Source organism: Streptomyces sp. NPDC047869 (genome assembly GCF_040704065.1).
In the GTDB taxonomy this organism is placed as follows: Bacteria; Actinomycetota; Actinomycetes; order Streptomycetales; family Streptomycetaceae; genus Streptomyces.
This window is the reverse complement of the sequence record NZ_JBEYRK010000001.1, coordinates 171,669-191,810: the sequence shown is the minus strand read 5'-3', so window position 1 is coordinate 191,810 and position 20,142 is coordinate 171,669. Positions and strand designations below refer to the sequence as shown.

Sequence of the window (20,142 nt, the reverse complement as noted above, 5' to 3'; positions counted from 1 at the left end):
GGGCACTTTGCGCGTGCCCCGCTTACGGCTGGGCAGGTGCCGGTTGCGGGCGTCCGGTGTCTCACCATGCGGGAGCAGGGGGGCGGAAAACGGGCGCTCGGTAAACTGAGCCGACACAAACGAACCGAGCGAGGAGCGCACGTGGGCCTTGTCGTGCAGAAGTACGGAGGCTCCTCCGTAGCCGATGCCGAGGGCATCAAGCGCGTCGCCAAGCGGATCGTGGAAGCGAAGAAGAACGGCAACCAGGTGGTTGTCGTCGTTTCCGCGATGGGCGACACGACGGACGAGCTGATCGATCTCGCCGAGCAGGTTTCACCCATGCCTGCCGGCCGGGAGTTCGACATGCTGCTGACCGCCGGTGAGCGCATCTCCATGGCGCTGCTGGCCATGGCGATCAAGAACCTGGGGCACGAGGCCCAGTCGTTCACCGGCAGCCAGGCAGGCGTCATCACCGACTCGGTCCACAACAAAGCCCGGATCATCGACGTCACGCCGGGGCGTATCCGCACCGCGCTGGACGAGGGCAACATCGCCATCGTCGCCGGGTTCCAGGGCGTCAGCCAGGACAAGAAGGACATCACCACGCTCGGCCGCGGTGGGTCCGACACCACGGCGGTGGCCCTGGCGGCCGCCCTCGACGCCGAGGTGTGCGAGATCTACACCGACGTCGACGGCGTTTTCACCGCCGACCCGCGCGTGGTGAAGAAGGCGAAGAAGATCGACTGGATCTCCTTCGAGGACATGCTGGAACTCGCGGCCTCCGGTTCCAAGGTGCTGCTCCACCGCTGTGTGGAGTACGCCCGCCGCTACAACATCCCGATCCACGTCCGCTCCTCGTTCAGCGGGCTGCAGGGCACGTGGGTCAGCAGCGAGCCGGTCGCGCAGAAGACACAGCAGCAAGGGGAGAAGAAGGTGGAACAGGCCATCATCTCGGGCGTCGCGCACGACACCTCCGAGGCCAAGATCACCGTCGTCGGTGTCCCGGACAAGCCGGGCGAGGCCGCCGCGATCTTCCGCACCATCGCGGACGCCCAGATCAACATCGACATGGTTGTGCAGAACGTGTCCGCGGCCTCCACCGGGCTCACGGACATCTCCTTCACCCTGCCGAAGACCGAGGGCCGCAAGGCCATCGACGCCCTGGAGCGCAACAAGGGCGGCATCGGCTTCGACTCCCTGCGCTACGACGACCAGATCGGCAAGATCTCCCTCGTCGGCGCCGGCATGAAGACCAACCCGGGCGTCACGGCCTCGTTCTTCGAGGCGCTGAGCGACGCGGGCGTGAACATCGAGCTGATCTCGACCTCCGAGATCCGTATCTCGGTCGTCACCCGCAAGGACGACGTGCCGGAGGCCGTCCGCGCCGTCCACACCGCCTTCGGGCTCGACTCCGACACCGACGAGGCCGTCGTCTACGGAGGCACCGGCCGATGACCGGCAAGCCGACGCTCGCGGTCGTGGGAGCGACCGGAGCCGTCGGCGCGGTCATGCTCCAGATCCTGTCCCAGCGCGCGGACGTCTGGGGCGAGATCCGTCTGATCGCCTCCCCGCGCTCGGCCGGCCGCAAGCTGGCCGTGCGCGGCGAGGAGATCGAGGTGACGGCCCTGACGGAGGACGCCTTCGCCGGGGTCGACGTCGCGATGTTCGACGTGCCCGACGAGGTCGCCGCCGAGTGGGCGCCGATCGCCGCCGCGCGCGGCGCCGTCGTCGTCGACAACTCCGGTGCCTTCCGGATGGACCCCGACGTCCCGCTCGTCGTGCCCGAGGTCAACGCGCACGCGGTGCGCAGCAGGCCGCGCGGGATCGTCGCCAACCCCAACTGCACCACCCTGTCGATGATCGTCGCCCTGGGCGCGCTGAACGCCGAGTTCGGGCTGCGCGAGCTGGTGGTGTCCTCGTACCAGGCGGTGAGCGGCGCCGGGCGGGCCGGTGTGGACGCCCTGCGGGCGCAGCTGTCCCTGGTCGCCGGGACCGAGCTGGGCACCAAGCCCGGTGACGTACGGCGGGCCGTCGGGGACGACACCGGGCCGTTCCCGGAGCCGGTCGCGCTCAACGTGGTCCCGTGGGCCGGGTCGCTGCGGGAGGACGGCTGGTCCTCGGAGGAGATGAAGGTGCGGGACGAGTCCCGCAAGATTCTCGGACTGCCCGCGCTGCCGGTCGCCGTCACCTGCGTCCGGGTGCCGGTGATCACCACGCACTCCCTCACGGTCCACGCCCGCTTCCAGGGCGAGGTGACCGTCGACGGCGCCCGCGAGATCCTCGCCACCGCGCCCGGTGTGGTCCTGTGCGACGACCCCGCCGCCGGCGAGTTCCCCACGCCCGCCGACGTGGTGGGCACCGATCCCACCTGGGTGGGGCGGGTCCGGCGCGCGCTGGACGACCCGACCGCGCTGGAACTCTTCGTGTGCGGGGACAACCTGCGCAAGGGCGCCGCGCTGAACACCGCGCAGATCGCCGAGCTGCTGGCGGCGGAGATCACGGGAGAGACTGTCGCCCGCGGCTAGAACGCTTGTAGCATCCACATAAGAAATGTGGCCGGGAGCATGGCCCGAACCGCTTGATCCACGCTCCCCGGCGACAGAGGATTTTCCTCCCCGTCCCCCGCAACCGCGCGGAGGGCGGGGAGCGTCTTTGCAGTGACCCTTGCGAGGCGTGGGCGTGAGGATCCGGCGTGGGGACGTCGGGATCCGGGCGGGGGACGCCTGTTCGAATGGGACATAAAGGAAGAGCGGGGCGCATGACGGCTGTTGAGGAACCGTCGGTTGTCGCACATGTGACGTCCGGCACGTACAACCCTCTTGGGGGGAAGCGTGTCCAACTGACGTGGCAGAGGTACTCGAACTCAGTGCGGCCCGCGGCACCGCGGCCCTCCGGCCGCCCCGTGCGGCGCTCCGGCCGCGCATGCCCGGCGGCATGCCGGTGATTGCGCCCATGCCCGCAGCGCGGCCCACCCGCATCCCCAGTCAGCGTGACGGCTCCGACGAGACCGCGGCCGCCGCGCCGGCCGCGGAGACCGCGGCCGCCGGCACCACCGTCGACCACCTCACCGAGACCTACCGGGCGCACTACCGCTCGCTGCTCGGTCTCGCCGCGCTGCTCCTCGACGACACCGCCTCCTGCGAGGACGTCGTCCAGGAGGCTTTCATCCGCGTCCACTCGGCCCGCAAACGCGTCCGCGACCCCGAGAAGACCCTCGCCTACCTGCGGCAGACGGTCGTCAACCTGTCCCGTTCCGCCCTGCGCCGCCGCATCCTCGGCCTGAAGCTGCTCTCCAAGCCGATGCCGGACATGGCGAGCGCGGAGGAGGGCGCCTACGACCAGCTCGAGCGCCGCGACCTCATCAAGGCGATGAAGGGCCTGCAGCGCCGTCAGCGCGAGGTCCTGGTGCTGCGCTACTTCGCGGACATGACCGAGGCCCAGGTCGCCGAGACGCTCGGCATATCGCTGGGCTCGGTGAAGGCGTACGGCTCCCGGGGCATCGCCGCGCTGCGGGTGTCCATGGAGGCGCTGGCATGAGCGAGCACACGGAGCACGGCGACGAGGGCGTCCCGCCCGAGGATCTCTCGCCCGAGAACCTCTCGCACGAGCGCCACGAGCCCTACGCCTGGCACGAGCCGACGCAGGGCCACGAGCAAGAGCACCCGCAATCGCACGCTGGGAACGGAACTGTGAACCACGGCCCCGACGAAAAGGGCTCCCAGGAGCCCGGCACGGGCCTCGACGCGCTCGACGGGCTCGGCTCGGACGAGCTGGCCCTGCGCGGTCTGCTGCACTCGGCGGTCGGCGACATCGAACCGCGCACCGGCACCCTCGACCACCTGCGCCGGGCGGTACCGGCCCGCCGGGCCCGCAAGCGCCAGGCCGCCGTCGGCATGGCCGCCGCGGCCCTGTTCATCGGCACCGCCATCCCCGCCCTCGTCCACGTCTCGAACTCCGGCGGCACCGACCCCAACACCGCCATGGCGGGCCAGTCCTCCGAGGCGCAGGGCGGCGCCACCCAGGGAAAGGACCCGCAGGCCGGCACCGGCGGCACCGGCGGCTCCCGCGGCAGCACCCCCGGGAAGGACAAGGACGACGGCAGGACCGGTGACCGGGGGACGACCGGCAGCGGCAACGGCTCCGCGGGCGCCGCCGATCCGTCCGCCCCCACGGCCTCGGGCGCCGGGCTGTGCACGGCGGCCCAGCTGAGCTCCGTCACCGGCAGCGCCGACGCCCCGGACTCGACGGGCGTCGTCTACGGCACCTTCCGCGTCACCAACACCTCGGGCGCCGCCTGCACCGTGACCGGCGGGGTCGTGGTCAGCGCGACGGCGCAGGGTGCGGCGGACCAGGCCAAGATCGGCGTCGTCCGGCATGTGGCCGGGGACGCGGCGGCCGCGCTGCCCGACCCCTCGCTCGAGGTCGCCAAGCTGGTCCTGCAGCCCGGCGCCGCCTACGAGGAACGGTTCGCCTTCGTTCCCTCCGAGACCTGCCCCGCCAGTGGCGGCTCCCCCTCCACCGGCGGCTCCGACGGCGGCGGCGAGCCGTCGCCCGACCCGTCGCCCTCGCAGGACGCGAGCGCCGGCGGCGGCACGGAGACCGGCGGCACCTCGGGCACCACCACCCAGCTCGTCACCGAGGAGGGCACGGCCGACGGCAGCGTCCTCGTCGGCTACACCGGCGAGACGGGTTCCCCGTCGACGTCCGCGCCGGTGCCCAACGCGTGCGCGGGCACGGTGTACTACACCGGGGTACTGGCGGCGTCGTAGCCCTCGGGGGGCGGACGGCCCCAGGACGGCGGGCGGCGGCCGGAAGGGAAGCCGCCCGCGGCCGCGGCGCCCTCAGACGGCGGTGGGAGCGGAGGGGTTCCCCTGCTCCTCGCCCTCCCGTTCCTGATCCTGCTCCGGCACCAGACCGAGCGCCGCGTCGCGCTGGAACTCCAGCTCGCGGCGCAGCAGCCGGAACCACATGAAGACCACGAATCCGGCGAAGACGAACCACTCGCCGGTGTAGCCGAGGTTCTGGAAGGCCTTCAGGTCGAGACCGGTGCCGTCGGGCGCGGTCGCGGGCACGGCCTTCATCCCCGCGTCGGCCCGGTCGAGGGTGACCCAGGCGTCGTACAGCCGGTCGGGCACCAGGTTCACCAGCGTGGCCGAGCTGATCGCCGCCGTCTGCCCGGCGGGCAGCCCGCCCTGGGCGCCGGCGCCGTTGTCCCCCGGTGTCTCGGAGGCCTGCAGCGCTCCGGTCACGGTGACCTCGCCGCCCGGTGCGGCGGGTGCCTTGGCCGCGTCCGCCGTGCCGGGCAGCCAGCCGCGCACCACGGGCAGGGACCGGCCGGAGTCGGTGCGCAGCAGCGTCAGCACGTAGAAGCCGCTCCGGTCGCCCAGCTCCCGGCCGGGCACCAGGAGCTGCTCGCCGTACCGGCCGCTCGCGGTGACCCGCCGTCCCGAGGTGCTCTTGTCGACCGGCAACATCGAGTCCAGGGGCCTGGCCGTCTCGTGCCGGTCCGACGCGGCCCGTCCGGTCGCGGCGCGGTGGTCCTGCACCCGCCCCTCGAACCGGCTCAGCTGCCAGGACCCCATGAAGACGCAGAACGGGATGGCGAGCAGCACGAAGACGTTGATGCCCCACCAGCGGGGAGTCAGCAGAAACCGGTACACGCCCACAACGGTACGGCGCCCGTGCGACCGTCCCGTCCCGGGGTCGGCCACGCGCGTGTGGCCGACCTGTGTACGCACTTGTGTACGTATGTGTGTGCGGACCACGTGGGCATGATCGGGAAGTTGTCCACAGGCTGGGGGCACCGGCAGCGGATTGTCGGTCGGGCCAGGCACTATGGGCGCATGACTGGGGCCATGAGTGAGAGCAGGACGCCGGACACACCGGACATGCCGGACTGGGAGAAGCGCTTCCGGGCGCCGCGGGTCTCGCTGCCCGACTGGGCCGAGGACGCGCCGGACCGCTCCCTGTTCGTGTCGAACGCGACGGGCACGTACGAGCTGTACGCCTGGGACCGGTCGACGGGCGAACAGCGGCAGGCCACGGACCGGCCGAACGGCACGACGGACGGCGTGCTCGCCCCGGACGGCGCGTGGATCTGGTGGTTCGACGACAAGGACGGCGACGAGTTCGGCGTCTGGCGCCGCCAGCCGTTCGAGGGCGGCGCGGACGAGACGGCCGTCCCCGGCCTCGACCCCTCCTACCCGGCCGGTCTGGCCCTCGCCCGGGACGGCCGTACGGCGGTGGTCGGCCGCTCCACGGACGACGAGGGCACGACCATCCATCTCGCCCGCGAGGGTGAGGCCACGGTGGAGATCTACCGCCACCGCGAGTCGGCCGGCGTCGGCGACCTCTCCCACGACGGCACCCTGATCGCCATCGAGCACACCGAGCACGGCGACGCGATGCACGCGGCACTGCGCGTGCTGCGCCCGGACGGCACGACGGTCGCCGAGCTGGACGACACCAAGGGCGGCACCGAGGAGCTGGGCCTGGAGGTGCTGGGCTTCGCCCCCGTGGACGGCGACACCCGGCTGCTCATCGGCCACCAGCGCCGGGGCCGCTGGGAGCCCCTGGTGTGGGACGTGGCGGCGGGAACGGAGACGGACCTCTCCCTCGACCTGCCCGGCGACGTGAGCGCCGAGTGGTACCCGGACGGCACCGCCCTGCTCGTCGTCCACGGCTACGAGGCCCGCAGCGAGCTGTTCCGCTACGACCTGGCCGCCGGCGAGCTGACCCGCATCCCCACCCCGCCCGGCACGGTCTCCGGGGCCACGGCCCGGCCCGACGGCAGCGTGGAGTTCCTGTGGTCGTCGGCCGCCGAGCCGCCCGCGGTGCGCTCAACCTCCGGCCGCGTCGTCCTGGACCCGCCCGGCATGAAGTGCCCGCCGTCGGTGCCGGTGGAGGACGCCTGGGTGGAGGGACCCGGCGGCCGCATCCACGCCCTGATCCAGAAGCCGGCGGGCGCGACGGGCCCGCTCCCCACGGTCTTCGACCTGCACGGCGGCCCGACCTGGCACGACAGCGACGCCTTCGCCGCCGGCCCGGCCGCCTGGGTGGACCAGGGGTACGCGGTGATCCGTGTCAACTACCGAGGCTCCACCGGCTACGGCCGCGCCTGGACGGACGCCCTGAAGCACCGGGTCGGCCTGATCGAGCTGGAGGACGTGGCCGCCGTGCGCGACTGGGCGGTCTCCTCCGGCCTCGCCGACCCGGACCGCCTGGTCCTCACCGGCGGCTCCTGGGGCGGCTACCTCACCCTCCTCGGCCTCGGCACCCAGCCGGAGGCGTGGGCGGTGGGCATCGCGGTGGTGCCGGTCGCGGACTACGTCACGGCGTACCACGACGAGATGGAAGCCCTGAAGGCGATGGACCGCACCCTGCTGGGCGGCACCCCGGAGGAGGTCCCGGACCGCTTCGAGGCGTCCTCCCCGCTGACCTACGTCGACCAGGTCAAGGCCCCGGTGTACATCTCGGCGGGCGTCAACGACCCCCGCTGCCCCATCCGCCAGATCGACAACTACGTCCAGCGCCTCCAGGCCCGCGAAGCGCCGCACGAGGTCTACCGCTACGACGCGGGCCACGGCTCCCTGGTGGTCGACGAACGAATCAAGCAGGTGACCCTGGAACTGGCCTACGCCGACAAACACCTGAACGACGCCTGACCCACTCGCCTCAGCCGGCCCGAGGAGCCTTCTCCACTCGGTCCGGGCCCGGACCCAGCTCAACCGACCGACCACCACCCACCCACCTTGGCTGAGCCGAGGGTCCTTGTCCCCTCCGGCAGGGTCCGGGCCCTTCACAACCGACCGACCACCACCCACCCACCCACCCACCTCGGCTGAACCGAGGGTCCTTGTCCCCTCCGGCAGGGTCCGGGCCCTTCACAGCTGGCCGAGACGGGTGGGTGTGGTGGGCGAGGACCGGGGGTCCAGGGGGCGGAGCCCCCTGGCGCTCACCCCAACTCCGCCAGCCCCCGGCGTGTAGCGGCAACGACGACCCGGTCACCAGCCCGCAACACATACTCCGGGCCCACATCCACCTGCCCCTCCACCGCGAGCACCCGCCAAGCCCCGCCCCGGAACGCCGCTCCCACCGTCCGCCCCTCCAACTCCGCATGCCCGGCCACCGACACCGAGGCGAACAGCAGCACCCTCCGCTCCACCGGCAGAGCCCCCAGCACCTGCCGCCCCAGCATCGCCCCGGCGAACGCCGGCGCCGACAGGTGCGACACACTCCGGCTCCGCGTCGGCGCACCGGGATGCGCGGCCCGCAGCGTCCGGTACACCGCCGTCGCGAAGTCGTCGTCGTACAGCCGCAGCACCACCCGGACATCCGGCCGCACCGACCGGGCGTACAGCGCGGCCTCCAGATTGGTCGTGTCCGCGCTGGTCACCGCGAGCAGCGCGTACGCGCGGTGGATCTTGGCCGCCTCCAGCACCCCTTCCTGCGTCACGTCCCCCAGCACCACCGGCACCCGCAGCCGCCGGGCCGTCGCCAGCCCACGCGCCTCCGGGTCGGCCTCGACGCACACCACCGGGACGTTCAGTTCCCGCAGCCGGGTCAGCACCCGCGTACCGATCTTCCCCAGCCCCAGCAGCACCACATGCCCGCCGAGCCCGCGCGGCGGCTTCCGCAGCGCGGAGGCGCTCCGGAAGGTGCCCAGCGCTTCGAGCACGGCCGCCAGCAACACCGGCAGAAGCAGCAACCCGACGAGCCCCGAGAGGAGTTGCAGCACCTGGCGCCCGAGGGACTCCCCGATCGCGGGATCGTCGATGGCGAACAGGTCCAGCAGCGTCAGATAGAAGGCCGGCAAGGCGCCGATGTCGGTGACCACCCACAGCGCGACGGCGAGCGCGACCACGCACGCCACCAGCCCGGCCAGCGACCAGCGCAGCCGCCGCGAGAAGAGGGAGGCGAGCGGCGGTACGACCCCGCCCCCCACCCCGACACCACGTCCCGCCGCGTCCGGCGCGGCCCCGCCGACGGCCGACACCTGCTCCAGCACCAGGGCGGACCGTCCGCGGGCGAGCCGCACCTCGTCGTCGTCCGGCAGCAGCCGGGGCTCCTGCTCCCCGCCGTGCCCGTTTCCGTCGGCCCGCGCCGTCCCACCGGGCCCGCCGCCGTTCGCGGAGAGCAGCGCCAGTGTGCACAGCCCCTGGTCCGGGAGCTGTCCGTCCCGGGCCGGCGGCCGTTCGACGGACCGCAGCAGCAGTCCGCCGGCCTGGACGACCTTGGTGGTGCCGGCGACGGCGGCCGCGGCCAGCGCGGGTGCGGCGGTGTCGGCGTCGGACAGCACGGTCGTGGAGGCGTCCGGGCCGCCGTCGGGTCCCTCGCCGGAGGCCAACGTGGCCGCCTGGTCGAGGAGTTCCTCGATGTGCTGGCCCAGCCTGCGGTTGTACAGCCGCAGCACGAGCCGGAGGCGGGGGTTGAGCCGGCGGGCGGTCAGCGCGGCCCGGATGTTGGTCTCGTCGTCGTCGTACACGAGCGCCAGCGCCGAGGCCTGCTCCACCCCGGCCTCGGCCAGCACGGCCTCGGTGACGTCGACGGCCTCCAACACCCGTAGGCCGTCGGCGCCTTGCGCGTTCCCGCCGGCCCCGGCGAACCCGCCGATGCCGCCGCCGGCCCGTCCGACGGCGGCGCTGACCATCCGGTCGAGCAGCGCGACCGAGGCGGCACGAGCCCGCCCGACCACCGGGGGCCGGGCCAGGCGCTCGTTCGGCGGCACGACGAGGGTGACCTGCTCGCCGTGGAAGGTGCGCAACTCGGCGGTCAGCCGGTGTGCGAGAGCGTCGTCACCGCACACCACCATCGTCGCCGTCCCGGCGCCGGGCCCACCTTGGTTCGGAACGCTCGCCACGAGGAAGAAGACTGCCTCATGCCGATAGGTGGTTCCAGCAACCGGATGAACTCAGGTCAGCCGAGGCACACCACGAGCAGGCAGAGCTGGGAGGGCGAGGTTGCCGCCGGCGAGGGACTCGTCGCGGACGTCCCCGAGCCGGTGCCCCCGCCGTTCGCGGGCGCCGAAGTGGCCGGCGTCTGCGCCGTCGAACCGGTGCTCCCGGAAGCGGACCCCGACCCCGTCTGAGCACCGGATCCGGACCCGGATCCGGACCCGGACCCGGAGGCGGACCCGGACACCGATCCGACGGTCCGTGTCACGGCCCGGGTGACGGCCGGAAGCGGCGAGGCGGCTGCGTCCGGTCGGCTCGGCGCGGTGGTCCCCGTCGAGGCGGCCATCGTGCGTCGGCCCTGCTCCCCGGACGCGGAGCGATGGGAGTCGGCGTGTGCGGGTGCCGCCGGGGTGTGCGCAGGGCGCGGAGCCCGGTGACGGCCGGTGGGCGGTGCCACGTCGGGCCGGGACTCGGCGGAGGTCTGCCGCTCCGCTACGCCCATGCTGTGGTTGTCGGACGCCGAGGCCGCCTGGGCCCGGTCGCCGGACTGCCGGTCCATGGAGGCCAGCGTGAGCCCGCCGCCGACGATCGCGAAGGCGGTGGCGACCGCCGCCCGGCGCTTGTTCTTCTTCCAGCGCACGAGCTGCCGCCGCCGGGCCGCCCGACCCTGCGAAGCGGCAGGACGAACCGCCACCTCGCCGGATGGCTGGAACCGGGGCGCTCCGCCCGCACCGGCCGGCACGGGCTCTTCGGCGGCGTCGGCGGCGTCGAGGGAGTCGTCGTACCAGTCACCGGTGCCGAACGCGTCGAACGGGTGCGTCTCCGCCCCCGCCGTCGGTATGCCCGGCGTCGCACGCGGCGTGCCCACCGCCACCGGCGGAGCGATGTCAGGGGCGTAGGCGCCGCACCCGGGACACACCAGGGCGCCGTTCAGATGCCGACGGCACGAGGAGCAGTAGTCCATTTACGGTCTTCCTGAGTCGGCGGCGCCTGCGGCCACGGCCGGGGCCAGTTCACGTTCGTACGGGAGATCGAGCGGCAACGGTAACGAGGCGTTCCGCAGACTGTGTGCGGTCTGTGTGGCGCTCCTGCACACATTTCCTGCGGATCCATGACCGACTCGGGATCGCCGGTTTCCGCACCTCGCCCACCTGAAGTGAGCCAGGTCACAACTGTTGCTGTCACATCTCTCCGGCCCACTCCGTCAATGAGGTGTAGCCAACAGCAACCGCACAGGAGGACGTCATGGACGCTCGCTTGAACCTCTTCGCCAACCCGGTCGCCGGCAAGTTCTTCCGCTACATCAACTCGGCCGGGAAGGTCCTGTCGGACTCGACGCTGCCGCTCGCCACGCAGGAACTGGTGAAGCTGCGTGCCAGCCAGATCAACGGCTGCGGCTTCTGCACCGACATGCACAGCAAGGACGCCGCGCACGCGGGGGAGACCGCGATCCGCCTCAACCTGGTCGCCGCCTGGAGGGAGGCGAAGGTCTTCACCGACGCCGAGCGCGCCGCGCTGGAGCTGGTCGAGCAGGGCACCCGTATCGCCGACGCGGCCGGCGGCGTCAGCGACGAGGCCTGGGCCGACGCGGCCAAGCACTACGACGAGGACCAGCTCGGCGCCCTGGTCTGCCTGATCGCCCTGATCAACACGTACAACCGCATGAACGTCATCGTCCAGCAGCCGGCCGGCGACTACGAGCCGGGGATGTTCGGCTGAGGAGTGCGCCGGCTGCGCCCATGCGCCCACCCGGCCGACGGGCTCAGCACGCCCTGCTCAACAGGTCCCCGGGCCGGCAGTCGCGGCAGTGGCCGGGGGCCGGGGCGCGGAAGGCGCGGTCGCAGCCGTCGCAGTTCTGGAGCGGCTGGGCGGATGGGCGGACCACGGGACGTGGCGGCTCGGGCGGGGCGGGCAGGGGTGTCTCACGGAGGCGGAAGGCGAGGATGTGGGCCGGCCGGGCCCGCAGACTGCCGGGGAGCCCTGCCGTGAGCAGCCCGGTGATCTGGGCGGAGTCCAGCCCCGCCGCCAGCCACTCGGCGACGGCCGGGGCGAGCCGCGCGGCCTCCCGCCCCGAGAGCACCAGCCGGGGATCGACCCGGCGCAGCGCGGCGAGCACGGCGACGGCCCGCGGCTCGGCGTCCGCGAGCGGGGCCGGAGCCTCGGTCTGGTGCTGGGTGTCGGCCCGCAGAGCCGGGGCCGGAGCCTGCACCTCGGTCTCGGTTTTGGTTCCGGCCGGTGGCACCTGCGGCGCCGGTGACGGGTGCCCGGCCGAGGCGGCTGTGAACTCGGCCCGTGATTGCGCGGGGCGCGGCCGGATCGGCTGACGGCGCGGCTTCGGGGGCCGGGGCGGCGCTGCGGGCGGCTCGGGTGGCCCGTCGGGGCCCGGAGCACCGCCGGGAACGTCGTACAGATACGTCCGGGTGCGGATCTGCCCGGAGGACAGCCGCTCGCGCCGCCGCTCCAGATAGCCGGCCGCTTCGAGCTCCCTCAGTGCCCGCGAGATCAGGATCTCGCCCTCGGTGAAGTGCTCGCACAGGGCGGCGATGCTCACGGGGGAGCCGTCGGGCAGCGAGAGGATGTAGGCCGCGACGCCGATCGTGACCGCGCTGCCGCGCCGCTGTGCGAGGGCGTTGGAGAGCACGGTGAAGTCGGCGGTGAGCCGGGTGCGTACGTGAATCACGCCGGAGGTCGGAGCTCCGGCGTCGGCGCGCAGGCGCGCGTTAGACTGCGAGTCAGCCATCGGGAAGGGGTCTACTTCCTGATCGGTCAGGCCCTCGATCGGGATGCCAGTCCCGGCCGGGGGCCGTATCTGTTTGCGGTTGTTGCCGTGAACGTAACCGTCCGTATCCCACCCCTGCAAGCTGGTCACTCGGACGGGTGACATGGCGGGGAGGGTGGGTGGGCGGGTGGTTCTTTCCCCCGGTTCTTTCCGGAGAACGGCGGCCCGCCGGACCCTCGCGAACGAGGCCCCGGCGACCCCGGAGAACGGCCTCCGACCGGAATCCGGCGCACTCAGCCCCGGCGTGTCCGACGCCGCCACCGCGAAACGACCGCCCTCCGCCCCGCCCTTCTCGTACCCGGAGGGCGAGTCGGGCCGCGGTCTGCTCCTCGTGGACGTCCTGGCCGCACGCTGGGGCTGGACGCCCCGTCACTCCGTGGGCAAGACGGTCTGGGCGGAGGTGCCGGCGTAGTCCGTGTCCCTACGATGTACCGCCCATGACATGTGGGGCAGCGGAAGGGAGACAGGGTGTGACGGCTGACCGGCGGCGTTCCAGGCGCGGGCAGGGCGAGCTGGAGGCGCAGGTCCTGTCGGCGCTGCGGGAGGCGCGCGGGCCCGCGACGGCCGGCTGGGTGCAGGAGCGCCTGGGCGGGGACCTCGCCTATACGACGGTGGTCACGATACTCACCCGGCTGCTGGCCAAGGGCGCGGTCAACAGGGAGCGGGCGGGCCGGTCCTTCGCCTGGACGCCGGTGTCGGACGAGGCGGACCTGGCCGCGCGGAAGATGCGCAAGGTGCTGGACGCCGGCGGTGACCGGCAGGCCGTACTGGCCAGCTTCGTCACCGGCCTCGCACCGGAGGACGAGCGGCTGCTGCGCGCACTGCTGGGAGAAGACGCGCCGGAGGACGACTGAGGCCTGATGGGGGTCTTCTGAGGGGGTCTTCCGATGGGAGTCTGGCGGCGCTGCTCGCACCCGCCCCGGCGGGGCCGCCACTGGTCGCCGGTGTTCACCTCGGTGGGCCTGGCGGCCTCGGGCGCGGCGGTGGGCACGGCCGTGTCCGCCATGTCGTCGGCGAACCCGGCCGTGACGACGTACCTCGTCCTGAGGGCGGCGGCGCCCCTCCGATGGGCCGGGCGCCGCCGCCTTCAGGTCCCTTCCGTCAGAGGTCGAACTCGTGCGGCGGCAGATCGAGCGCGTAGCACGCCTCACGGACGACGGCCTGCTCGTCCTTGTCGAAGTCGCCGTCGGCACCGCCGATGACGATGCCGATCTGGATCACCGCACGGGCCTCGGCGGGCTTCTTCTTCGCCTTGGCGATCTCCTGCATGACGCTCACCTTGCCGAAGGCGAAGTCGGCGGTGAGCTTGTTCAGGTTGTCCTCGAAGCGCCGGCGCAGATCGTCGGCGGGGAAGTTCTGCAGCACCTCGTTGGTGCCGATGAGCTGGGCCACGCGCTGCCGCTCGGAGGGATCGACGGTCCCGTCGGCAGCCGCCACCAGCGCGCACATGGCCATGCTCGCGTCGCGGAAGGCACCGCTCTTGAGGTCGTTCTTCTTCGCCGCCAACTGGGTCTGCATCTGAGACGCGGACTCCTTGACGCGGTCCCACAGGGCCATGCCAACCAACTCCACATGCGATAGAAGGCGTTGCGGCCACTGGAAAGCGCGACCGCATCTTCTACAGCAACGTAGAAACCCGCGGCGGGGTTCCCGGGGGAGCGGCGGGTCAGGCTTCCTGGCTGCTCAGGTCGCGCCGCAGGACGACACGGGCCGCGCGGGTCGCGTCACCGTGTGCCTGCCGGGCGGCGTGATAGTCCGCCGAAGTGATGTCGCGGCCCGAGGCGAGTACCTCACGGACCTCGCGCAGCGAGTGGTACGACGCGTCGATCGCCGTGGCCACGTCCTCGGTCGCCGTCAGTATCAGCCGCTCCCGGGCCTCGTCGCACCCGGACGCCTGGAACGCCTGCCTGATCCTGGTACCCCTGACCTGCGGGCTCGCGTGATCCTCGTCCGCGGCCAGCCGCATGGCCTCGTGCGCCCGGCGGAAGGCCACGAGGCAGTCCACGTACGCGGTCTGCCGGTCCCGCAGCCTCGTCTCCCTGCTGGCGCGCCGCCACCGCACGTGCTCGCCGGCCAGCGTGGCCCCTACGCCGAGCACGGCCCCCAACCCGGTCCCCACCAGACTCCCCCACTCCACATCGGCGATCGTGCCACAGGTACGGCAGAACCGGCCGCGTTCACCGGCCGGTTGGCTCGGCGTCAGCCCCGGCAGCCGCATCCCGACGCCGACTTGGCCTCGGCCACGCCGAGAGCCGGGTCGGCCGCCGTTTCGGTCTCCGTGCAGCAGGAGGTGACGCCGCAACAGGTGCCGGCCGGCGTGACGGCACCCGCGGCCGCCTCGGAGGCCACCGGCTTGCGGGCGCGGACGATGGCGGAGTGCATGCCGTCGGCGACCGCGTGGGCCGGGGTGATCTCGATGTCCGCGAAGCCGGCGGCCTCCAGGCCCGTCCGGTACTCGGCGAAGGAGAGCGCGCCCGCGATGCAGCCGACGTAGTCGCCACGCTCGGCCCGCTGGGCCGGGGTGAGGGAGTCGTCGGCGACGACGTCGGAGATGCCGAGCCGGCCGCCGGGCCGCAGCACGCGGAAGGTCTCGGCGAAGACGGCGGGCTTGTCGACGGACAGGTTGATCACGCAGTTGGAGATGACCACGTCGATGGTGCCCGCGGGCAGCGGGACGGCCTCGATGGCGCCCTTGAGGAACTCCACGTTGGTGGCGCCCGCCTTCTCGGCGTTGGCCAGGGCCAGGGCCAGCATCTCCTCGGTCATGTCCAGCCCGTACGCCTTGCCGGCCGGGCCGACGCGGCGCGCGGAGAGCAGGACGTCGATGCCGCCGCCGGAGCCGAGGTCGAGGACGCGCTCGCCGTCGCGGAGTTCGGCGACCGCGGTCGGGTTGCCGCAGCCGAGGGAGGCGGCGACGGCCTCGGCGGGAAGGGCGTCGCGCTCGTCGGCGGCGTAGAGGGCCGAGCCGAAGTTCTCGTCGACCTCGACCGGCTGCGGCCCGCAACAGCCGGTCCCGCCGCCGGTGACCTCCGCGGCCGCGGCCGCGTATCGCCGGCGGACGGTTTCCCGCAGGTCCGTGGGCTGCTCTCGCATGGCTTCCTCCATGACTTCCCCCATGACTTTCCCCATGGCTTCGGAACGGCCTGTATCGGTACCTGTCTATTCAACCTTGCCCGGTGTCCGGCGCGCACTTCAATCCCGCGGTGACCCTGGCCGTCTGGTTCACCGGCCGCCGAGCCCCGGACGGCCTCGCCGCGCGGGACGTCGCCGCGTACGTTCCGGCGCAGATCGCGGGTGCGGTCTGCGGCGCGGCCCTGGCCGACGCGATGTTCGCCGAGCCGCTGGTGCGCTTCTCCACCCACGACCGCTCCGCCGGTCACCTGCTGCTCGGCGAGGTCGTGGCGACCGCCGGACTGATCGCCCTGATCCTCGGCCTCGACCGCATCGCCCGCGCCGCTCTGGCGCCGGTCGCGGTGGCCTCGTACATCGGGGCGGCCTACTGGTTCACCTCCTCCACCTCCTTCGCGAACCCGGCGGTCACCATCGGCCGCGCCTTCACCGATACCTTCGCCGGCATCGCACCCGCCTCCGTACCGCCGTTCATCGCCGCCCAGCTCCTGGGAACGGTGGTCGGCCTGGGCGCCGTCGCGGCCGTCCCGGCCCACCGGCGGACACGGGCGTGCTCCGCGACCGTCTGGCCCCGGTCGCGGAACCGGGCCCCCTCGCGCACGGTGAGCCCGAACCGGCCTCCCCCTGAGCCGGGCCACTCCCATCACACCCGTCCCCGCCCCGCCTCCGAGAAGGACCCCGGCCATGAGCACCCCCACCCCGCGCCCCTCGGTGCTGTTCGTCTGCGTCCACAACGCCGGCCGCTCCCAGATGGGCGCGGCCTTCCTCAGCCACCTCGCCGGTGACCGGGTCGAGGTCCGTTCGGCCGGCTCCGCACCCGCCGGCACCGTGAACCCGGCCGTCGTCGAGGCCATGAAGGAGGTGGGGATCGACATCTCCGCCGAGACTCCGAAGATCCTCACCACGGACGCCGTACGCTCCTCCGACGTGGTGATCACCATGGGCTGCGGCGACACCTGCCCGGTCTTCCCCGGCAAGCGCTACCTGGACTGGCGGCTCCCCGATCCCGCGGGCCAGGGCGTCGAGGCCGTCCGCCCGATCCGCGACGAGACGGAGCGTCGGGTCCGCGCCCTCCTCGCCGAACTTGCCGTCTCCCCGACGGCCTGACGGCCTGAGACCTGCCTGCCGGGTGCGGGCGCCGAAACGCCGGAACGACGTGGTGAGCCACCGGCCGACGCAATACGCTCCCCTTGATCGATCACCATCCCGTGGGGGGACATCCATGCGTAAAGCCACGCGCTTCGCTCTGCTCGGCACCAGCGTCGCGCTGGTCACCACCGCGATCTGCGCCACCACCGCCCAGGCGGACGACGGTGGCGCGGGCGACATCACGATCGACAAGGTCGTCGTCAACGGCGGCAAGCCGGTCGTCGTCGGTACCACCAAGGTGGTGTCCGCCAAGGTCACCGTGACCGCGTCGGACGACTCGGGCATCGCCGAGACCACGTACATCAGCGCCTCGGGCCCGAAGCCGAACTTCGCCCAGGTCTGGGACGACGAGATCACGTGCGTCAAGGCGAGCGCCACCACGTCGACCTGCACGGGCACGCTGACGTTCGACCCGCAGGCGTCGACCGGCTTCGTCGACAACAACGCGGCGGCCACCTGGAACCTCGGCACGCTCGTCTCCGCCAACGACCACGACTACATCTACCGGGACGCGGCCACCACGTTCAAGGTGCAGCGCTACTCGAAGCTGACGGTCAACGCCTCGCCGGAACCGGTGAAGAAGGGCCGGACCATCACGGTCACCGGCAAGCTCTCCCGCGCCAACTGGGAGGACAACGAGTACCACGGCTACACGAACCAGCCGGTGAAGCTGCAGTTCCGTAAGAAGGACAGCAACACGTACACCACCCTGAAGACCCTCAAGTCCAACTCGACGGGCAACCTCAGGACAACGGTCACCGCCTCCACCGACGGCTACTTCCGCTACAGCTTCGCGGGCACGGCGACGACGCCGGCCGTCAGCGCGGCAGGCGACTTCGTGGACGTCCGCTAGCCACGCTCCCGGTCGCCGTCCCCGCGGCCGCCACCGCCCGCGAGCCCCCGGCCGGTACGCCGGCCGGTACACCGGGCGGCTCGGCCCGGACCGCACGGTGGCGGTCCGGTCCGGGCGGTCAGCGCTGGGCCGTCACCCGCAGAGGCGCCAGGTCCGGCTGAACGGCGGGCTTCCCGGCGCCGGCGGACTGCGCCTGGGCGGCCGGAGCCTGCGGGGCCGCTCCCTTGTAGTACGCGGTGTAGGCGTAGTGGCCGCCCACGCCGATGGCCGCGCCGATCTTCGGGATGACGGCCGTGTCGACGGAGCCGGTGCCGCCGAAGACGGCCACGTGGTTCACGCTCGACGACATCCGCATCAGGTACCGCTTGGTGTCGTACGACAGCGACGTGACGTCGGTCCACAGCAGCGGACCGAACGTGGTCATCGCCGACGTCGCGGAGACACCGCCACGCCAACTGCTCACGGAGGCCACCGCGGCGTTCGGGGGCAGCGACCACCACAGGTCGGCGAGCTGCATGGCGTTCGACTGCGGGCTGCCGCCGGCGACCCGGTAGTAGCTGTACTTGCTGGGCCAGTGCGGCATCCTGCCGGCGTTGTACGCCTTGGTCAGCGCCGACTCCGCGTCGGTCCCCACCGTGATGATCTTCGTGGTGCCGGGGCTGTACTTGTCGAGGTAGCCGTAGACGGACGCCGTCATGGTCGAGCCCTCGGTCAGCAGCACGACCGCGCTGCCCGAACCGCCCATGGAGCCCGCGGCGGAACTGGCCGCGAGGGCGTTGTGGTAGTCGGTGCCGGTGGCCAGGAAGACGTACTTCGGCGTGCTGGTGATCGTCTTGGCCACGGCCACCGAGGTGGAGAAGCGCGAGACGTCGGACAGCCGCTTGGCGACGTAGCCGAGCGATGTCACCTTCGACGCCACCGAACTGCTGAGGACCTTGGTGCCGCCGACGAGGTACACGGTCTTGCCCTTGGGCAGCATGCGCTTCAGCTCGGTCTGCACCGTGGAGTCCAGAGCCGAGCCCGAGGTCATCAGCACCGGCCCGCGCTTCTTGCCGGCCAGCGAGGCCGCGGTGGTGGCGTACGCCGCGTCCGACTTGCTGATGAGGACGGCCGCGCCCGCGTTCGCCAGGCCGGGCGTGCTCTTGCCGACCGTGTTCCAGGTCCACTTGGACGAGGCGATGTTGGTGTCGTAGGTGTCGGAGCCGTAGACCCGGGAGATCGCGTTGTCCCGGAGCGGCTGCCAGGCCACGTCGGTGCCGTCGCCCCGGGGGACCTGCGTCTGCGTGCCCGTGCCGAGGTCGTGGATCCACACCTGCGGGCCCTGGGGGACGTCCGGGTTGCCGGAGACGTAGATGTCGTACGCGATCCGGTCGCCCTGCGGGGACCAGGCGGGCCGGTTGTGGTCGGTGGCGTCCGTGGTGACCTGGGTCAGCCCGGTGCCGTCGGTCCCGACCGTGAACACCTGCTTGTGCCCGCCGGCCGACCGGGTGAAGGCCACCGACCGGCCGTCCGGGGAGATGCTCGGCTCCCTGGCGTCGTCGGCCAGCTTGAGGAACTTGCCGGTACGGCCGTTGTAGACCCACACCGCCGGCGTACCGGTGGTGGTGCAACTGGTGCCGGTGCGTACGAAGGCCAGCATGCCGTCGGCCGAGCCGCTCGGCTTGGAGTCGCAGCCGTCGACGTCGGTGCCGAACAGCGCCCGGGGTGTGCGCGTGCCGTCGGCCGCGGTCACCCGCAGCCGGCCTTCGGCCTTGAAGACGATGTCGCCGCCGCCGTACCAGAACGTCGGGTCGGCCGGACGCCAGCCGCTGCCCGCCGGCATGGGGATGTCGACGCCGGTGTCCTCCGAGTCGGCCCACGCCGTGCGGATGTGGTCGGAGTTCACGAAGGCGACCTGGCTGCCGTCGGCGGACCAGGCGCCCTGGTTGCCGGACGGGGAGAACTGGGACCACGAGGTCCCGTTGGGGTTGACGAAGCCCATGTGACCGCCGCCGTCGGTGTACAGCAGTTTGCCGTCGGCAGCGGGCCAGCTGCCGGTGGCCGCGGTCGCCGGGCCCGGAAGCCCGCCGACGAGACCGGCCGCGAGTGCGGCGACGGTCGTGAGCGCCGCGGATCTGCGACGCGTACGCGCGTTCAAAGTGCCCCCACAGTGAATGGATGGCTACCGGACCCCTCCCTCGGGGCGAACGGACGGCATCTTGATCGTCATCCGACGGCAGCGGCGAAACATTAGTGGCAGGCCACGACAGCTGGGAAGACAGGGGACCACCAGCGACCCCGGAACCCACCAGCGACCCCGGAACCCACCGGCCGCCACCCGGGCCGAAAGCAGTCGGCCGCAGGCCGGTGAAGCAACCGGA

Annotated in this window: 17 protein-coding genes and 3 pseudogenes; 12 read left to right on the top strand and 8 right to left on the bottom strand. The window is 72.5% G+C overall.

Annotated elements, in window-relative coordinates; translation table 11 throughout:
• The first annotated feature begins 141 nt into the window (after nucleotides 1-141).
• The 4 genes from AB0924_RS00905 (at nucleotide 142) to AB0924_RS00890 (ending at nucleotide 4,748) form a co-directional block, all read left to right on the top strand.
• Entirely contained in the window at nucleotides 142-1,434 is a 1,293-nt protein-coding gene (locus AB0924_RS00905) for an aspartate kinase (protein WP_358933018.1), read from the top strand.
• A complete protein-coding gene (locus tag AB0924_RS00900; RefSeq protein ID WP_359547836.1) occupies nucleotides 1,431-2,504 on the top strand; it encodes an aspartate-semialdehyde dehydrogenase in 1,074 nt (357 codons plus the stop codon). The genes AB0924_RS00905 and AB0924_RS00900 overlap by 4 nt, the downstream gene beginning before the upstream one ends.
• 319 nt (nucleotides 2,505-2,823) lie before the next feature.
• Nucleotides 2,824-3,516, top strand: coding sequence for a SigE family RNA polymerase sigma factor (locus AB0924_RS00895; protein ID WP_366910358.1), 693 nt, complete (start codon nucleotides 2,824-2,826; stop codon nucleotides 3,514-3,516).
• Nucleotides 3,513-4,748, top strand: coding sequence for a hypothetical protein (locus AB0924_RS00890; protein WP_366910356.1), 1,236 nt, complete (start codon nucleotides 3,513-3,515; stop codon nucleotides 4,746-4,748). The genes AB0924_RS00895 and AB0924_RS00890 overlap by 4 nt, the downstream gene beginning before the upstream one ends.
• Before the next feature lie 72 nt (nucleotides 4,749-4,820).
• Here AB0924_RS00890 and AB0924_RS00885 read toward each other — a convergent pair whose 3' ends face one another.
• Entirely contained in the window at nucleotides 4,821-5,639 is an 819-nt protein-coding gene (locus AB0924_RS00885; RefSeq protein WP_366910354.1) for an SURF1 family protein, read from the bottom strand.
• A gap of 195 nt (nucleotides 5,640-5,834) precedes the next feature.
• Between AB0924_RS00885 and AB0924_RS00880 the strand changes: the two genes are divergently transcribed.
• Entirely contained in the window at nucleotides 5,835-7,643 is a 1,809-nt protein-coding gene (locus tag AB0924_RS00880; RefSeq protein ID WP_366910353.1) for a prolyl oligopeptidase family serine peptidase, read from the top strand.
• Nucleotides 7,644-7,933: 290 nt separating this feature from the next.
• Here the strand turns inward: AB0924_RS00880 and AB0924_RS00875 are convergent, their stop codons facing one another.
• Together AB0924_RS00875 and AB0924_RS00870 are read right to left on the bottom strand one after the other, a co-directional pair.
• Nucleotides 7,934-9,790, bottom strand: coding sequence for an NAD-binding protein (locus AB0924_RS00875; protein ID WP_358933134.1), 1,857 nt, complete (start codon nucleotides 9,788-9,790; stop codon nucleotides 7,934-7,936).
• A gap of 104 nt (nucleotides 9,791-9,894) precedes the next feature.
• A complete protein-coding gene (locus AB0924_RS00870; protein WP_366910352.1) occupies nucleotides 9,895-10,836 on the bottom strand; it encodes a hypothetical protein in 942 nt (313 codons plus the stop codon).
• Nucleotides 10,837-11,117: 281 nt separating this feature from the next.
• Here AB0924_RS00870 and AB0924_RS00865 point away from each other — a divergent pair, with 281 nt between their 5' ends.
• A complete protein-coding gene (locus tag AB0924_RS00865; protein ID WP_358933006.1) occupies nucleotides 11,118-11,591 on the top strand; it encodes a carboxymuconolactone decarboxylase family protein in 474 nt (157 codons plus the stop codon).
• 43 nt (nucleotides 11,592-11,634) lie between these two features.
• Here AB0924_RS00865 and AB0924_RS00860 read toward each other — a convergent pair whose 3' ends face one another.
• Nucleotides 11,635-12,612, bottom strand: a complete 978-nt coding sequence (locus AB0924_RS00860; protein ID WP_366910351.1) for a hypothetical protein — start codon at nucleotides 12,610-12,612, stop codon at nucleotides 11,635-11,637.
• Between the two features lie 283 nt (nucleotides 12,613-12,895).
• On the opposite strand from AB0924_RS00860, the pseudogene AB0924_RS00855 reads away from it, so the two are divergent.
• The 3 genes and pseudogenes from AB0924_RS00855 to AB0924_RS00845 form a co-directional block, all read left to right on the top strand.
• Nucleotides 12,896-13,063: pseudogene (locus tag AB0924_RS00855) on the top strand (ATP-binding protein); the annotation flags it as partial.
• 25 nt (nucleotides 13,064-13,088) lie between these two features.
• A complete protein-coding gene (locus AB0924_RS00850) occupies nucleotides 13,089-13,505 on the top strand; it encodes a BlaI/MecI/CopY family transcriptional regulator (RefSeq protein WP_366910350.1) in 417 nt (138 codons plus the stop codon).
• Nucleotides 13,506-13,546: 41 nt separating this feature from the next.
• Nucleotides 13,547-13,715, top strand: a pseudogene (locus tag AB0924_RS00845) (M56 family peptidase); the annotation flags it as partial.
• Between the two features lie 37 nt (nucleotides 13,716-13,752).
• Here AB0924_RS00845 and AB0924_RS00840 read toward each other — a convergent pair.
• The 3 genes from AB0924_RS00840 to arsM all read right to left on the bottom strand — a co-directional run bounded on the left by AB0924_RS00840 (nucleotide 13,753) and on the right by arsM (nucleotide 15,744).
• Nucleotides 13,753-14,208: a TerB family tellurite resistance protein gene (locus AB0924_RS00840; RefSeq protein WP_366910349.1), complete on the bottom strand. Its 456-nt coding sequence runs from the start codon at nucleotides 14,206-14,208 to the stop codon at nucleotides 13,753-13,755.
• A gap of 109 nt (nucleotides 14,209-14,317) precedes the next feature.
• Nucleotides 14,318-14,788, bottom strand: coding sequence for a hypothetical protein (locus AB0924_RS00835; RefSeq protein ID WP_358932998.1), 471 nt, complete (start codon nucleotides 14,786-14,788; stop codon nucleotides 14,318-14,320).
• A 62-nt stretch (nucleotides 14,789-14,850) separates the two neighbouring features.
• Nucleotides 14,851-15,744: an arsenite methyltransferase gene (gene arsM, locus AB0924_RS00830; RefSeq protein ID WP_358932996.1), complete on the bottom strand. Its 894-nt coding sequence runs from the start codon at nucleotides 15,742-15,744 to the stop codon at nucleotides 14,851-14,853.
• A gap of 22 nt (nucleotides 15,745-15,766) precedes the next feature.
• Between arsM and AB0924_RS00825 the strand changes: the two are divergent.
• The 3 genes and pseudogenes from AB0924_RS00825 to AB0924_RS00815 all read left to right on the top strand — a co-directional run.
• Nucleotides 15,767-16,298, top strand: a pseudogene (locus AB0924_RS00825) (aquaporin); the annotation flags it as partial.
• Between the two features lie 166 nt (nucleotides 16,299-16,464).
• Nucleotides 16,465-16,887: an arsenate reductase ArsC gene (locus tag AB0924_RS00820; RefSeq protein ID WP_366910348.1), complete on the top strand. Its 423-nt coding sequence runs from the start codon at nucleotides 16,465-16,467 to the stop codon at nucleotides 16,885-16,887.
• A gap of 115 nt (nucleotides 16,888-17,002) precedes the next feature.
• Entirely contained in the window at nucleotides 17,003-17,782 is a 780-nt protein-coding gene (locus AB0924_RS00815) for a calcium-binding protein (RefSeq protein WP_366910347.1), read from the top strand.
• Between the two features lie 118 nt (nucleotides 17,783-17,900).
• On the opposite strand, the gene AB0924_RS00810 is transcribed toward AB0924_RS00815, so the two are convergent.
• Nucleotides 17,901-19,919, bottom strand: coding sequence for a cell wall-binding repeat-containing protein (locus AB0924_RS00810; RefSeq protein WP_366910346.1), 2,019 nt, complete (start codon nucleotides 19,917-19,919; stop codon nucleotides 17,901-17,903).
• Nucleotides 19,920-20,142: the final 223 nt, after the last annotated feature.